This is a genomic window from Gordonia sp. CNJ-863 (genome assembly GCF_001942325.1).
In the GTDB taxonomy this organism is placed as follows: Bacteria; Actinomycetota; Actinomycetes; order Mycobacteriales; family Mycobacteriaceae; genus Gordonia; species Gordonia alkanivorans.
In genome coordinates, this window is record NZ_MKKG01000001.1 from 134933 (window position 1) to 148036 (window position 13104).

Annotated in this window: 17 protein-coding genes and 1 pseudogene; 6 read left to right on the top strand and 12 right to left on the bottom strand. The window is 65.6% G+C overall.

Translation table 11 applies throughout. The features are described from left to right. Positions 1 to 110: 110 nt before the first annotated feature. The 4 genes from BJF87_RS00715 to BJF87_RS00725 form a co-directional block, all read right to left on the bottom strand. A complete protein-coding gene (locus BJF87_RS00715) occupies positions 111 to 371 on the bottom strand; it encodes a redoxin NrdH (protein WP_075862482.1) in 261 nt (86 codons plus the stop codon). A 304-nt stretch (positions 372 to 675) separates the two neighbouring features. After that, a complete protein-coding gene (locus BJF87_RS00720) occupies positions 676 to 924 on the bottom strand; it encodes a helix-turn-helix domain-containing protein (RefSeq protein WP_035755568.1) in 249 nt (82 codons plus the stop codon). Between the two features lie 121 nt (positions 925 to 1045). Next, positions 1046 to 1141: a DUF6349 family protein gene (locus BJF87_RS27175; protein WP_222844773.1), complete on the bottom strand. Its 96-nt coding sequence runs from the start codon at positions 1139 to 1141 to the stop codon at positions 1046 to 1048. Then, positions 1138 to 1719 carry a DUF6349 family protein gene (locus tag BJF87_RS00725; protein ID WP_139319395.1) on the bottom strand — a complete coding sequence of 194 codons (582 nt, stop codon included), beginning with the start codon at positions 1717 to 1719 and terminating at the stop codon, positions 1138 to 1140. The genes BJF87_RS27175 and BJF87_RS00725 overlap by 4 nt, the downstream gene beginning before the upstream one ends. A 118-nt stretch (positions 1720 to 1837) precedes the next feature. Between BJF87_RS00725 and BJF87_RS00730 the strand changes: the two genes are divergently transcribed. Together BJF87_RS00730 and BJF87_RS00735 are read left to right on the top strand one after the other, a co-directional pair. Beyond that, positions 1838 to 2092 (top strand): hypothetical protein, encoded by a 255-nt coding sequence (locus tag BJF87_RS00730; RefSeq protein WP_075862484.1) that lies wholly within the window; start codon positions 1838 to 1840, stop codon positions 2090 to 2092. Positions 2093 to 2123: 31 nt separating this feature from the next. After that, positions 2124 to 2624: a hypothetical protein gene (locus tag BJF87_RS00735; RefSeq protein ID WP_075862485.1), complete on the top strand. Its 501-nt coding sequence runs from the start codon at positions 2124 to 2126 to the stop codon at positions 2622 to 2624. Positions 2625 to 2639: 15 nt separating this feature from the next. Here the strand turns inward: BJF87_RS00735 and BJF87_RS00740 are convergent, their stop codons facing one another. From BJF87_RS00740 to BJF87_RS00755, 4 genes are all read right to left on the bottom strand, one after another. Further along, the gene (locus BJF87_RS00740) at positions 2640 to 3839 is read right to left on the bottom strand and encodes a PIN-like domain-containing protein (RefSeq protein ID WP_075862486.1); all 1200 of its coding nucleotides are present in this window, start codon (positions 3837 to 3839) and stop codon (positions 2640 to 2642) included. Positions 3840 to 3897: 58 nt separating this feature from the next. Then, positions 3898 to 4941, bottom strand: a complete 1044-nt coding sequence (locus tag BJF87_RS00745; RefSeq protein WP_075862487.1) for a nucleotidyl transferase AbiEii/AbiGii toxin family protein — start codon at positions 4939 to 4941, stop codon at positions 3898 to 3900. Next, on the bottom strand, positions 4941 to 5609 hold the full coding sequence (locus BJF87_RS00750) for a type IV toxin-antitoxin system AbiEi family antitoxin domain-containing protein (RefSeq protein WP_075862488.1): 669 nt from the start codon (positions 5607 to 5609) through the stop codon (positions 4941 to 4943). The genes BJF87_RS00745 and BJF87_RS00750 overlap by 1 nt, the downstream gene beginning before the upstream one ends. Positions 5610 to 5734: 125 nt before the next feature. Continuing rightward, the gene (locus BJF87_RS00755; RefSeq protein ID WP_258325148.1) at positions 5735 to 7525 is read right to left on the bottom strand and encodes a DNA cytosine methyltransferase; all 1791 of its coding nucleotides are present in this window, start codon (positions 7523 to 7525) and stop codon (positions 5735 to 5737) included. An 84-nt stretch (positions 7526 to 7609) separates the two neighbouring features. Between BJF87_RS00755 and BJF87_RS00760 the strand changes: the two genes are divergently transcribed. Beyond that, positions 7610 to 7987 (top strand): hypothetical protein, encoded by a 378-nt coding sequence (locus tag BJF87_RS00760; RefSeq protein WP_139319396.1) that lies wholly within the window; start codon positions 7610 to 7612, stop codon positions 7985 to 7987. A 125-nt stretch (positions 7988 to 8112) separates the two neighbouring features. Then, complete coding sequence (locus tag BJF87_RS00765; protein ID WP_084813133.1) at positions 8113 to 8349, top strand: helix-turn-helix domain-containing protein; 237 nt, start codon at positions 8113 to 8115, stop codon at positions 8347 to 8349. A 464-nt stretch (positions 8350 to 8813) separates the two neighbouring features. On the opposite strand, the gene BJF87_RS26220 is transcribed toward BJF87_RS00765, so the two are convergent. Then, entirely contained in the window at positions 8814 to 8966 is a 153-nt protein-coding gene (locus BJF87_RS26220; RefSeq protein WP_187346440.1) for a hypothetical protein, read from the bottom strand. 490 nt (positions 8967 to 9456) lie between these two features. Here BJF87_RS26220 and BJF87_RS00770 point away from each other — a divergent pair, with 490 nt between their 5' ends. Beyond that, a complete protein-coding gene (locus BJF87_RS00770; protein ID WP_075862490.1) occupies positions 9457 to 10413 on the top strand; it encodes a M56 family metallopeptidase in 957 nt (318 codons plus the stop codon). Between the two features lie 57 nt (positions 10414 to 10470). Here BJF87_RS00770 and BJF87_RS00775 read toward each other — a convergent pair whose 3' ends face one another. Next, positions 10471 to 11139, bottom strand: coding sequence for a DUF305 domain-containing protein (locus BJF87_RS00775; protein WP_075862491.1), 669 nt, complete (start codon positions 11137 to 11139; stop codon positions 10471 to 10473). A gap of 282 nt (positions 11140 to 11421) precedes the next feature. Between BJF87_RS00775 and BJF87_RS00780 the strand changes: the two genes are divergently transcribed. Further along, positions 11422 to 12345, top strand: coding sequence for a M23 family metallopeptidase (locus BJF87_RS00780; protein WP_075862500.1), 924 nt, complete (start codon positions 11422 to 11424; stop codon positions 12343 to 12345). Between the two features lie 51 nt (positions 12346 to 12396). Here BJF87_RS00780 and BJF87_RS00785 read toward each other — a convergent pair whose 3' ends face one another. Next, positions 12397 to 12720: a metal-sensitive transcriptional regulator gene (locus BJF87_RS00785; RefSeq protein ID WP_035755503.1), complete on the bottom strand. Its 324-nt coding sequence runs from the start codon at positions 12718 to 12720 to the stop codon at positions 12397 to 12399. 34 nt (positions 12721 to 12754) lie between these two features. Beyond that, positions 12755 to 13104 (bottom strand): annotated as a pseudogene (locus tag BJF87_RS00790) (heavy metal translocating P-type ATPase); the annotation flags it as partial.

The following is a 13104-nucleotide window of genomic DNA, read 5'->3' on the forward strand; positions in this document are numbered from 1 at the left end:
GTTGTATCAGATGCAACATAGATGCATGGGAAAGCCCAGTGGCCTGGGCCTGTTGTTCGCGACCTTCTCGCAACCACGGGCGCATCTTCCCTGCTAGAAAGCAGGCCCTCTTACCCGGCCAATGTTGCATCGGATGACAACAAATCCCGTTCGGCGAGCGCCTTCACCCGGTCGGGGCGGAACCCCGACCAGTGCGTGTCACCGGCAACTACGACCGGGGCCTGCTGGTAGCCCAGGCTCATCACGTAGTCGCGGGCGTCGTCGTCGGTACTGATGTCGACCACCTGGTAGGTCAGGCCCTGCTTGTCCAACGCCGTGTAGGTGGCGTGGCACTGGACGCAGGCGGGCTTGGTGTACACGGTGATCGTCATTTCTGAAACCTTTCTTTCGGTGGCTGTTTGCTTTCTTCTATTCTATACCTAATGGGCTGTATATGCAAGGGCTGCAACGTATTTCAGCTTTCACAGAAATGCACCGAGACATGCTGTTAGGGGGCCCTTTGAATGCCCTTCACCTCGTCTATTCCGGGATTCTTTTTATGCGTTCGAAAATCTCCACAGAAACGCGCAACGAATACCTTGGAATTGCAGGGAGTTGCGTGGCTGCGCCGGTAGGCAAGAGGGCTCTGGCCCTCGTGGGATGGCAGCTGGCGGCGTTGAGAGTGGCGGGGCCGGGTCAGCGGATGGTGGTGATCAGTGCGCTGGGTGTGGTGTGCAGGGCGCGAGCGATCCGGGTGAGTGTGACCACGGTCGGTGCGCGCTCACCGGCCTCGATGCCGCGCAGGAAGGTCCGGCTGGTGCCGACGGTGCGCGCCAGTGCTTGCTGGCTGATCTTGAGTTCGGTGCGGCGGGCGACGATCGCTGCTCCGACGGCGGTCATGACGGCGGTCTCGTCGACGCTGATGGCGGACGGTTCGCTCGACATGGATTCGGGCCTCTCGGGGCGGTGGGTGGTTGTGTGGTGTCGAGCTTGCCAGAGCCGGGGGAGGGCGAGTGCGTGCCGTGCCCGGTACGCAGGCCGGGCACGGCTCGATCGGTGGTGTCGGTCATCGGCCGAGCGTTTCGGCGGCGACGTCGTAGCCTCCCCACAACGACCGGCCTGGCACCGCCCGCCACCCGTGCGGTCCCCGTCGGGTGATCATCGGGTAGCCCTGCGGTCGTTCGGTGCCGTGTAGCTCGGTGACGGTGGTTTCCAGTTGATGCGGGTGCGGCGCTTGGGTCCGTCGTCGTAGGGCGCCGAGGGCACGATCGGGTCGTCGCGCCATCCCGGGAAGCAGTGATCCAGGCCCAGCAGCGCCGCGTCGGTGTCGTCGCCGACGACCTCGGAGTGCCAGCCGCAGCCTCGGCAGAAGCTGCGCGAGACCAGATCACCCACGCACAGGCAACCGCGGTGCGATGCCCGGTTGCATCGGAGGTCGGTTTGCAGGGTGATCGGGATGCACGTGTCGGTCGGTTCGCGACTGCTCGCGTACTCACCGATCGCGACGTGCCAGCCGTGCGAGTCGCGCAGGCAGGCGAGATCAGGCCACGCCTTCCTCCACTGCGTCATCGCGTGCTCGTAGTCGGCAATCGTGGTGCACCGCAGGGCATACAAGCGAGGGACACCAGTTGTGCGCTCGGCGTGCGCACGCTCATCGCGTGCCGCCTCGGCGAACATGTCGAGCTGTAGGCCCTGCGAGGACGGCGCGGTCGGCGTCGTCGGGAGAGTGGTTGTGGTCATGACTTGACTGCACCCCATAGGGTGCATATTGTGAACCCTATAAGGTGCAGCACTACGGCGGGTTAGACGCTCAGAAGATGCACCACCACAGCAACATTCGACACAAAGGGAGCCTCGCATGTCGTGGAGCTACAGCAACATCGCCGCCAGCCCAAGCGCACGCGAGATCATCCGCGCTACCAACGTGCTCCAGAGCGGACATCCTGAGCTCGTGCCCATCGAGGACGTGCACGCCATGGTCGATCTGACGTGGTCCCAGTGGGCGCTTGGTCTCGCCGAAATCCTCACCACCGGTATCGGGATCGTCCTGGCCGATGACGCGAACCGCGAATGCCTGTTCCTGACCTGCACACCGATCTACGCCGCCAACTGACGCCCCACGACGCCACCTGAGAGGACACCCCATGGCGCGCCGCACATCATCATCCGACCACGACGACATCGACCTGCTCGATCTGCTCGACGGCACCGCCGAGCGCATCGAAGAGCAACGGCGCCTCGAGGCCGAAATCGCGACCCTGCGCCAGCTGTGGGAGCAGCGTCGCGCCGGGCGCCCCGACGGCCAACCCGTACCGACCGGTGAGGACTGGTGTGGGCGCTGCGGGCAGAACACCTTCGACTACGGGCTGGTCATCAACCACGACCTGGGCTACCTCGGCTGCCCGGTCGAGGTCGACCCCACCTGGTCGAAATACCAGTGCGTCGGCTTCCGAGGCGCCGTGGGCTACCCATCGGGAACGCTGACCGTCGAAGACCTCTGCGACCGCTGGGACCGACAGTTCTTCCCCGACTGCGAATGCGGGCACCCCTGGGGAGTACACACCCACGCCGCCCACCCCACCTGGAGCTTCGCCTGCAACACCTCGTGCGGCTGCCCGATCTACCGACAAGCGCAACCGAGTTGACGGTGGGCCCTGTCATCAATCCTCTGTGGGCGACTTTCCCTGGTCGGCTTCGGGGTCATCTTCGGCTTCGGGGTCGTCTTCGTCGGCCGCTGCACGTTCCGGGTCGAGGGCGCCCAGCATTCTCCGGTAGTTTTGGAACTCTGCGGACGTCCCGAGGTCGGCCAATTGGGTGGCAGCCCGGAGTAGCGCCTCCTTGAGACCTCCTGTGTCGAGCTGGTTTTGAAGACGTCTCAGTTGTTCAATTGTCGGGACCGATGATGACTGGTCCGCCGCTATCCAAATGTGCGGAGAATAGGTCCGTGCATGCTTAACCTCGTCAATCACGTCGTCGTCGACGCCGGCTTCCAAGTATTTGTTGAGGTCTTCGAGGAAGGTGTCAGAGCTGACGTGGTGGTAGCGGTGGCCGGTCTCGTCAGCGAACTCACGCTGAAGGTCGGGTAGGGGCCCGAAGTCCTTGTCATCGACGATTTGACGCCAGTCTGCCTTCATGTCGTTGCTCACGAACAACACGTTCTGCTTGTCAGTTTTGGCCAGGTCCATCATCTCCATCCAGATGAGCGGGTCTCCGATTCCGCCGTCGCGTTTGGACTCATCGACTCCGGTCCCGGGGGGCATGGCAGCGGCGAGCCGAGCACGCGCTTGGTCCTCTCGTGCCTGGAGGTCGGTCGATATCCGCCGACGACCGATCTGACCGGCATCGGTGAACAGCTTCTCGATACGATCCCGGATTGGGTCATCTGTCTGAATTTGACTGGGGTGGAGGATGTTCGACTCTCGCTCTGCCCGTATCGCTTCGCCGACGGTAGTCGCGGCTTCCTTGAATGCCGTGTCCGCCGCGTCGAGTAGTCGTTTCTGCACTCCGGCGTCCTTGACTTCCCTGATAGCCGCGCGAAGTTCCTGCAGGAGCTGACTACTGACGCCTCTGCCCTTGACTCCCGAGATGATGTTCGTCGCTCTGGTGTATTGCTTGGCGTGTTCTGCTGCGACAGTCAGTCGTCGACGGTGGTATTCGAGGCCGGCGCGGTAGGGAAGGAAGAGGCGGGGCCGGATCTCGTCCCGTTCGAGCTGGGCGAGGATCTTCTCGCGGGACTCTTTCGATATCCGGTACAGGTCCAGTAAGACGTTGGCATCCAGCACAATTCTGGCCTTAGTGACGAAATCGCGGCGCTCATCGTCGCCATCGGCGAGGTACCACTCACCGAGCACATCACGCATCGCGTCCTCCTGCCTTCGCTGCGCGCTGCCCGCTTTGCGCCGGGCGCGCTGGTCAAATCTAAAGCTCGGGTCCGTGATCCCGGGAACGTTCCACCCAACGTTCCACCCTCGGTGCCGACGTCCCACTGGATGTCTCGGGTGCGGGTGTGCTCGGCGCCGAGCGTGGGGCGCGGGTGTCGCCGAGCAGTTCTCCGATCGAGCGCGTTCTCTGCGAGGTCCACGCACCGTCGTCGGGGTTCCACTGACCGTTCCCAGTCGCGTCCGTCCGGATCGGTTCGATGAGGCTGTTGGCGGCCGCGAGCGCGGCGTCGGCCTGGTGCAGGTGCGCCGGCAAGCCGCTGTGCGCGGCGCGTTGGGGGTAGTCACGTTCCCAGGTCGGGTTGGGCAGGACCAACGGGACCGGAACCGTCAGGTCGCGGCGCTGTTCTTGGTGGCGGATCGCGGCGCGCAGCTGCTCGGCATCGAACGACTGGGTGCGGGCGAGGATGACGAGGTCGACCAGATCGTGGGCGCGGGTCGAGGGGCTGTCGCCGTGAGGTCCGTGCAGCTCATAGAGGGCCGCGACCTTGTCGGCGACCGCTTCGGCGGCGGCCTGCATCCGGATCACGGGCATGGGGTCGAGTTCGTCGAGCGCGAGCACCGGGCGCGGGCTGATCGTCTCGGGCGGTAGCAGCATCTCCCGGTGGGTGGCAAGGTCGAGCGTGGCGTCGGAGAACCGTTGTCCGGCAATGTTGTAGCGGATACGTCCGGCGAACAAGCCGGGGCTGCGGGTCGCGGTGATGGTGATGTCGAACTCGCCGAAGTCGCCCGGTGCGGGGTGGGCGGCCTGGCGCAGCGAGTGCTGCATGTGTTCGGCGTCGAGGCGGGTGGCGAGATCGGCGTCGGCGGTGGGGCGGGCCTGGGTCGGCGCCCGGAATTGCAGGGCGGTGCCGCCGGTGAGGATCCACTGGTCGGCGTCGGGGGAGCGGAACAGCCGGGCCAGGAACAACTGGAGGGTCACGGTCTGAGCGAGCTCGTCGCGACTGAACCTGCTCGTCCGCGCTTCGGCGGACAGGCGGGCTTTCAGCCCGGCGCGGAAGGCCTCCTCGGACGCATACGCCATCAGCCGACCAGCACCGGTTCGGCCGGCATCTGGGCCTGATCGAGCAGCGAAGCGAACAGCTCAGCACCCGAGGCGTAGTTCCAGCGCGGTGCGGCCCGGTCGCACGCTGCGATCAGCTCGTCGGCGTCGACCAGCGACTCGGTCAGGCAGGTGTGTAGCGCGGTTCCGAGGTGTCCGCCGTCGCCATGGGTGAGGAGCAGGTCGACCATGGTGCGCGCGGGTGTGGTCACCGGCAGCCCATCGACGAGGTCCCAGTCGCGGCCGCGGTCACCGATCGGCCGGCGCCAGGTGCGCACCGACGGGTCGCGGACGTTGATGCGGTGTGGGCTGCTCAGCTCGAGCCCGGATGCGGTGATCGTGCCCAGGCGCAGGACCTGGGCGGCGGCGGCGTGGCTCACGACGCTGTCGGGGCGTGCTCGTCGTTCCTCGATGTCGGCGGCCGGGTGCAGCGCCAACCACTGTGCCGCCCAGTCACCGAGGGTCGTCCAGGCCGAGGACTCGGGGAGCTCGTAGACGCCGTGGTGGACCCGAACGATGGCCTCGCGCGCGGCGAGGCGAGCCAGGACGTACGGCGCGACGCCGAGGTTGCGGGCTTGGGCGGCGGTGAACAGGCCGAACTGGCGATCCGCCAGGTCGCGGATCGCGCCCCACCGGCCAGCGTCGATCATGCAGCAATAATAGCAACGGGTGTGATCGGTGAGGCTTTCCGAGCTGTCCGAGCGCGGCCCGTCCGTCCGGACTGGGCCGGATGCCCCGGCACAGGGGTCACGGTGTGCCGGGGCGGTCGACGCCGTCATCCGCTGGTGGGGTGCAGGACTTCGCGTAGGCGGGTGCCGATCCACAGCGGCACGGGTGGGGTGACGGCGTTGCCGTAGCCGTCGATCTGGTCGCGGCCTTTGCCCCACACGGTGAAGGTGCCTTTGTGGTCGCCGAAGTCGGGGTCGAATCCGCAGCCGCGGCCGACCTCGTGCGGGGTCATCATGCGGAAGAAGCACTCATCGAGCGGGATCTCGGCGAGGGCGTCGCGCCAGTGGGAGGCCAGCAGGGCGGTGGTGTCGCGGCTGGTCAGGGTGCCCAGTGGGTCGGTGAGCGGGTGCGCGGCGGTCTCGGTGCCGGTGCTGCCGTTCTGTTTGAACCAGCCTGCGAGTAGGGCGGGGTCGCCGGTCGCGGTGAGCAGGCCCGGGGTCTGTTCGGCGGTGACTGTCGGCATGGCCTGGGCGTGGCTGGTCGGGGTGGTGTGCTTGCGGAAGGGCACCACACCCGAGGACACGACGCTCAGCGTTTCCGAGCCGCCCTGGGTGGGCAGGGCCTCGTCGAGGCCGCGTGGTGCGCCCTGGAAGTTGTTGATGGCCATGGCGACCGGGGGAGTGAGCAGGCCGGTCGTGTTGGTGGCGGGCTGGGTCCACAACGGTTGACCCAGGGTCCGGGTCCGGCACTGCGATCCGGGGCGCTCGAAGGTGTTTCCGGCCGCGACCATGATGGCGCCAGTACTGAGCAGCGCGGTCTCTTGCTGCGAGGTCTGGGTGGCCATCGGTTGCAGCGGATGACGTTCCACGCCGCGCTGGGCCTTGGCCGGCATCAGCACAGTGGGGAACTCGGCGAACTTCTGGCGGCACCGCTCCGCGCGGGCCATGGTCGCCGGGGCCAGCGGTTTGGTCCGCTCGCCGATGCGGGTGCCCAGGTGGCTGAGGTCCAGGGCCGTCAACGACGGTGTGGTGGTGGGGGAGACCTCACCGAAGCAGCGCGGGCAGCGGTAGTTGTACTGCTTGCCGTAGCGCACCGATCCGCTGGCGGGCACGCCGGTCTTCCACGCCCACATCGCCTCGACGGCCTCATCGCAGGGGCCGCACCACGCCTGGGGGCGATGGTCGAGGTCGGGGGCGGGCAGTGCGCGGTCCCAGAACACGATGTAGAGCCGGTCCCGGCTCTGGGGGACGCCGAAGAACATCGAGTTGAGGTAGAGCACCTTGTGCTCGTAGCCGAGCTTGGTGATCTCGCGCAGCCACCACCGATACGTCGAGCCATCGCCGACCTTGCGTCGGCCGGGGACCGCTGGTCCCCAGGACTGCAACTCGGTGGTGCATTCGACCAGGATCAGCAGCGGGTGGTGCTGATCGGCGTAGTGCAGCACGCAGTTGGCCGTGGCGCGGTCCCGCTCGGACCGGGTGGCGCGTTCCTCGAACTCGGGGTCGTCGAGGTCGAACAACGTCAGACCCTGTTCGTAGGCACGTTGGGTGTTGGCCTGGGAGTGGTTGGTGCAGGTCACCCCCGCGACCAGCAGGTCGGCCGCCGGGAGTTCACGCACCGAGTGGTAGGTGTCGGAGTCGGTGTTGATCAGATCGGCGATCCAGTGCTCGACGTGCGGGTGGTTGGCCTCGTGTACCTCGACCTTGTAGCGGTTGTGGTTGGCCCCGACGATGGTGTCGAATCCGGCGGCCTCGATGCCCTGGGTGAATCCGCCGAATCCCGAGAACAAGTCCAGCGCGGTCGGGTTGTCGTGGCGGAATCGTCTGCGGCGCAGCGCCGGACGGTGTTCCGCTGTCTTCGAGATGATGTGCCCCATGATCGTCGCTTCCTCGCTCATTCCATCCTTAGTGGTTGCCTATAGACTACCATTAGCGGTAGCCTATAAGCAACCATCAAGGCACGGAGCAAGAAGGAGCAGCACATGGCAACGACCACCGAAAACAACTGCGCGGCAACACCGATGAGTAGTCATGCGCGAGCGATCGCCGCAAGCATCGAGCAGTGGCGCCAAGCCTGCGACCTCGCAGGCAGTGTCGACGCTGAACATGACGCGGCCGCGGCCCTCGTCGGGCTGGTCGAGCAAGCGATGCCCGAGCTGGCGCGCACCGAGGTTGTCGAGCGGTCGTATCTGGTCCGCCGGGTGCAGCGCTACGTCGGCCCGCTGCCCGAGCAGTGGGCAGCGATGGACGATTCCGAGCGCGACCAGTACGTCTGCGACCACTGGCTGGCCATCGAGGAGTTCGACGAGCACATCGACGACGACCAGCTGACCCTGACGATCGTGAAACCCGCGCAGTGAGCAGCTGTCCCGCGCCGACCGGGCGCACCGCCGTCGCACTGCCGTATGCGGCGACCTCGCCGGTAGGCTCAGCCACGCCGAGTGCGTCCGCCGACCTGGCGGGCGACGGGGGAGGAGGAGCCGTCATGGCCGTCGACATCGACGAACCCGCGTTGCTACGCGCTCTCGGAGAAGCGATCACGACCCGCCGCGAGGAACTGGGCCTCAGTCAGCGGGCCCTGGGTCTCGAGGCCGGCGTCGAGCGCAACATGCTGCGCGGAGTGGAAGACGGATCGCGCCGCGCGACGATCATCACCTTGGCACGTATCGCCAAAGCTCTGAAAATGCCGGTCTCGCAGCTACTACACCAGATCGGGCACTGACCTTCCCTGCATGGGGTGACACGCGGCCTCGGAGCCAGGACGGAGGGGAGAGGGGCTGCACAGTAGGGGGTCTCACCGCCCTCCCCTCCGATCCTGTGAGAAACGGCCTTCGGCTGAGTGTGGCAACTCAGAAGAACGCGTCGCCACATTAGCAAACCGGATCTTTGCTGTAGTCGACAACTGGGCAAGCATGTTCGCGGCGCGCGAGCCAGCTGCGGTCAGACGCAGTCACAAGTAGCCAAAGCTGTTGGCGTGCAACGAACAACATCACCATCGGCGCGCTCTAAGAGCCACCAATGTGATCCGGTTCGCTGTTGCGAATGTACATCAGCCGGGGCGTTCGGCCCCGTGATTCCCGTTCACTTTCGTCACTGGTGACGGAAGATATTGCTACACAACGCAATTCGCCGACAATTTACCTTATGACGTCGTAGCTGGTGATCCGCTGTGCTGCCGCTCCGCCATCAGAGGTAGCGCGGGGGATCGACTCTTGGGTCGTCGTCGACGGTATCGATGCTCGAGTCGGTAAGGATGTCGGCGATTGCGGCGGCACTGGCACCGATGGTGGCGAAGTGCGGGTCGACGACGCACCATGCACGATCGGCCGGCCATGTCACCTAGGGCAGGCTCGAATCCTGGCGGCAACGCCAATCGCTGCGGCCGTGTGGTGTATCGATCCTCGATTGTCGCCGAGCTTCGCCAGCTGGCGCGCCATGCCTAGATGAGCGGTGACGTGCCGTCGGCGGTTGGTCGTGCAGAGGCCATGTGCTTCGGCGAAGAAAGTGTGCGCTGAGTGGGGTGTTGGCGCCCGCCGGACGTCTCGCATGGCCTTTCGGTACCGGCGCTGCTCATCATCGACGTGCTCAAAACCTGTGACCACCGAAACACTCCCTTGTCGGCGAGGTTCACTATGACCCCTGTCCACATCAACTCTAAATACTATCTCCATTAGTAGGCAGCGTTCTATGGGTTGCGATGCCGAGTTCCTGGGGCATGCAGGCGGATGTTCTGGTCATACTTGGGTGCTGTGCCGTGTGGCGAGGGAAGAAGGATTGATGGAGAAACGGTCCCAGCGAGTTGAACACCGTCGGCGCTGGGTAGGCGCTGATGAGCATGGCGGTGGTGCTGGTGGCTGCAGCGGCTCTGCTGGGTTGGTGGTGGCCGCGGTGGATGGTGCGTATCCAGCCACGCATCGACGCTCGGTGGGTGTTGGTGGCGTGGCCGGCCGCCCAGGCGATGTTCACGGCGTTATGGGTCGCTGCGGTGTCGGTGCTGGTGGTGCCGAACCACTTCGGCGTGCATAAGTTGTCAGCGGTGGCCTCCTGCCTGCGTGTGTTGTCTCACGGCGCGCCGGCCCAGGTGGAGACCGTGGCTGGGGTAGCGGTGCTGGCCAGCACGGTGGCGGCGGTCGTTTGGGTGGTGGCCCTGGTGGCACGTGCTGCGGTCGCAATGCGCCGGGCACGCGATCACTATCTGCAATCGTTACGTCTGGTTGGCCAACGTTGTGATCGGTTTCCTGATGTGTGGTGGCTCAGAGATCAGCGGCCGATGGCATTCTGTTTGCCGGGCCGCAACGCGGGGATCGCTGCGACGACGGGCTTGCAGGACGTCCTGACCGGCGCTGAACTGAATGCTGTGATGGCTCACGAACGCGCACACCGACGCCAGCGGCATCACGCGATCGTGTTGCTCGCTGGGGTTCTGGGCCGAGCGTTGCCGTTCATTCCGCTGTTCGCTCGCGGTGCTGATGAGGTGGCGACACTCGTCGAGCAGGCCGCTGATGCACGGGCGGCCGAACAGGTCGGCACCCGGACTGTGTGCTCGGCGTTGGGAACGCTGGCCCGATCGGCCGGGTCGTCGGATTCTCCGGCGGGGGCGTTGTCGATCAGTGACTTTGCGAGTGTGGCGCCGCGTTTGCACCGGCTATATGACGGTCGGCGATGTGTGTCACGTGGTCACCACGCAAAGGCCGCTGCCACGGTTGCAGGGGTTGTTGTCCTACCTACCGTCATCACCGCCACCGGCGCCGTGTCGGCGCTGGTGGCGGTAGCTTGCCTGCTGTGATGGTGATAGCGAGCGTGTCATCTGCTCGAGGCCGTCGGGCGGGTGCGGCTGGGCCACTTACAGGCCGGCTAGCAGTCGCTGCATCTCGGCGATCTCTGATTCCTGGTCGGAGATGATCTTTCGCGCCAGTGCGATGGCTTCGGGGTTCTTCCCGTCCTGGATCTCGGTCTTGGCCATGGCGACGGCGCCGCGGTGGTGCTCGATCATCTGCGTGAGGTAGAGGCGAGCCGCCGCGGTCCCCTGGGCCTCGCGCAGCTGTTGGAGCTGCTGTTCGGTCATCATCCCGGGCATGTCGTGACCGCCCATTGATGGCGACATCGATTCCCCGGCACTCATCTGACCCATGTCGTGGCCCTGCGAGCTCGAGCTCATTGAAGCCCCCCACGTGGTCACCCAGGACTTCATCTGGTCGATCTCGGGCTGCTGGGCGGCTTTAATCTTCTGGGCCAGTCGGACGACCTCGGGACTGATGTCGCTCTTATCGAGCAGGATGTTGCTCATCGTGATCGCTTGTGCGTGATGGGAAATCATCTCCTGGGCGAAGGTCATGTCGGCCGCGTTGTGTTCACCCATGTCGGCCGCAGACGATGGTGCCGCTATCGAGGTGGTGGTGACCATTTCCGTCATCGAGGAGTGGTCTTGCCCCTCGGTGTCGGAACAGCCTGCCAACACCAGCAGGCCCGCCGCTGATGCCCCGATCATGATCCGCGCGCGCTTTGTCGACATCAGTCCTCCTTGTTTCAGACGCCACACAAAGGTGGCGCTTCGATAACAATTCTACTAGCCACGATAGTAGTTCGGTGCGGTTCGGGCCCTCGCCTCTTCCCTACTGACCTGCGAGAAGCATGTCTCGCGACGAAAATCACGGCTGAAGTCGTGGAAACCTGTGTGACTGGTGGGACTAGTGGTGTGAGTGGTGTGATGCTGGGCGTCGCTCTCTCGGCGTGGACTTTCGGCATCGATCCGCCCGAGTGGTGGTCGACGTCGACGTCAGAAGGGTTCGACGGTATGCACATGGTGGCTTCGTTCGCGGGAGCTGTGAACAGGCGGTGGATGCTCATGGTGGTCGCGGTGGCGACGGCAGTGGGTGTGGCGTGGGCGCCGGTGCTGCCCGCGGCGGCCGCACCCGATGACCATGTCGCCCGGGAGTTGGTGGTTCTCGTGCAGGACACGGTCAAGGCGGCGCTGGGCGGTGCGGCGGCAGCAAGCTTGGGTGAGCCGATCAAGCATGCGTCGGCGTGTTTACGCGGTCATGCGCAGTCCGGGAGCAGCGACGGCGGCAGTGTGGCCGCGTTGGAGTGTTTCGGCGCGTTTTCCTCGACGGTCGATCCGCTCAGTGGCTTTCGCATCATCGATGCGTTGCCGCTGGCTCGTCTGGTGGCAACGTTGGTGGCAGCGTTGGTGCCGCACGATCCCAGCGTCCCGCATGGGCCGCAACCACAACCGGGGGCTCCGGGTGCTGCGGTGCCGGGGAGCGGTGGCGCGGTGGCGCCTACTGCCGGCTCGATCACCTCGACGTTCGGGGATGGGCGCGGCCATCAGGGCATCGACATCGGCAACGATCTGGGTGCTCCGATTGTCGCGGTGGCTGATGGGGAGATCATCACCGCAGGCCCAGCGCAAGGCTTCGGCTTGTGGATGCGGATCCGCCACGATGACGGAACGATCACCACCTACGGCCACAACGATGAGAATCTGCTCGAGCAGGGCACTCGGGTCCGGATGGGCCAGATCGTGGCCACGGTGGGCAACCGCGGTGTGTCGACCGGCCCGCACCTGCATTTCGAGGTTCTCGATCCCGCCGGTGTGAATGTCGATCCCGCACAGTGGCTGGCCGAGCGTGGGGTGGTGCTGGCCGTTGATGCCGAGGCCGAACGCCCGGCCCCGGGCGGGCCGGTGGTGCCGCAGTGGGTGCGACAGCCACGGACGTGAGCGGATGCGTCCGCACCGAGGGTCGGGCGTGATCGGTTGTGCGGGTGGGGATCAGGAACGGACGAGTCGGGCGATGGCGGCGGAGGCTTCGGCGATCTTGTCCTCGGCGGTGGCGCCGCCGGCCTGGGCGGCGTCGAGGACGCAGTGTTTGAGGTGGTCGTCGAGCAGGCCGAGCGCGACACCTTCGAGCGCCTTGGTCAGCGCCGATATCTGGGTGAGGATGTCGATGCAGTATTGCTCTTCATCGACCATGCGGTGGATTCCGCGGGCTTGGCCCTCGATGCGTTTGAGTCGCGCGAGGTAGCGGCTTTTGTCACTGATGTAGCCGTGCGCGGTGTGTGCGCACTCGTTCTCCGGTGCGGACGATGTCGTCATCGGACAATCATCTCCTTTTCAAGGGTCTGTTTCCTTACCCGGTGCTGGCTGTGGTGCGGGTGTCGTGCAGCGCGTGGGTGGTGCTGGTCTGCGGGCGTAGGTCCAGGCGGCGCAGGAGTTGGGCGTTGAGAGCCACGACCACCGTGGACGCCGACATCAGGATGGCACCGACCGACATGGGCAGCACGAATCCGATCGGGGCGAGGATCCCGGCAGCCAGAGGCACCGAGATCAGGTTGTATCCCGCTGCCCACCAAAGGTTTTGCTTCATCTTGCGGTAGCTGGCCTTGGACAGTTCGATCACCGAGAGCACCGAACGCGGGTCATCGCTGGCGAGGATGACTCCGGCCGAGGCGATCGCGACGTCGGTGCCCGCGCCGATGG

Bases quoted from the DNA above. Each gene is read 5' to 3' on its own strand.
- BJF87_RS00715 (WP_075862482.1), bottom strand. From the start codon at position 371: ATGACGATCACCGTGTACACCAAGCCCGCCTGCGTCCAGTGCCACGCC.
- BJF87_RS00720 (WP_035755568.1), bottom strand. From the start codon at position 924: ATGTCGAGCGAACCGTCCGCCATCAGCGTCGACGAGACCGCCGTCATG.
- BJF87_RS27175 (WP_222844773.1), bottom strand. From the start codon at position 1,141: ATGATCACCCGACGGGGACCGCACGGGTGGCGGGCGGTGCCAGGCCGG.
- BJF87_RS00725 (WP_139319395.1), bottom strand. From the start codon at position 1,719: ATGACCACAACCACTCTCCCGACGACGCCGACCGCGCCGTCCTCGCAG.
- BJF87_RS00730 (WP_075862484.1), top strand. From the start codon at position 1,838: ATGTCGTGGAGCTACAGCAACATCGCCGCCAGCCCAAGCGCACGCGAG.
- BJF87_RS00735 (WP_075862485.1), top strand. From the start codon at position 2,124: ATGGCGCGCCGCACATCATCATCCGACCACGACGACATCGACCTGCTC.
- BJF87_RS00740 (WP_075862486.1), bottom strand. From the start codon at position 3,839: ATGCGTGATGTGCTCGGTGAGTGGTACCTCGCCGATGGCGACGATGAG.
- BJF87_RS00745 (WP_075862487.1), bottom strand. From the start codon at position 4,941: ATGGCGTATGCGTCCGAGGAGGCCTTCCGCGCCGGGCTGAAAGCCCGC.
- BJF87_RS00750 (WP_075862488.1), bottom strand. From the start codon at position 5,609: ATGATCGACGCTGGCCGGTGGGGCGCGATCCGCGACCTGGCGGATCGC.
- BJF87_RS00755 (WP_258325148.1), bottom strand. From the start codon at position 7,525: ATGAGCGAGGAAGCGACGATCATGGGGCACATCATCTCGAAGACAGCG.
- BJF87_RS00760 (WP_139319396.1), top strand. From the start codon at position 7,610: ATGGCAACGACCACCGAAAACAACTGCGCGGCAACACCGATGAGTAGT.
- BJF87_RS00765 (WP_084813133.1), top strand. From the start codon at position 8,113: ATGGCCGTCGACATCGACGAACCCGCGTTGCTACGCGCTCTCGGAGAA.
- BJF87_RS00770 (WP_075862490.1), top strand. From the start codon at position 9,457: ATGAGCATGGCGGTGGTGCTGGTGGCTGCAGCGGCTCTGCTGGGTTGG.
- BJF87_RS00775 (WP_075862491.1), bottom strand. From the start codon at position 11,139: ATGTCGACAAAGCGCGCGCGGATCATGATCGGGGCATCAGCGGCGGGC.
- BJF87_RS00780 (WP_075862500.1), top strand. From the start codon at position 11,422: ATGCACATGGTGGCTTCGTTCGCGGGAGCTGTGAACAGGCGGTGGATG.
- BJF87_RS00785 (WP_035755503.1), bottom strand. From the start codon at position 12,720: ATGACGACATCGTCCGCACCGGAGAACGAGTGCGCACACACCGCGCAC.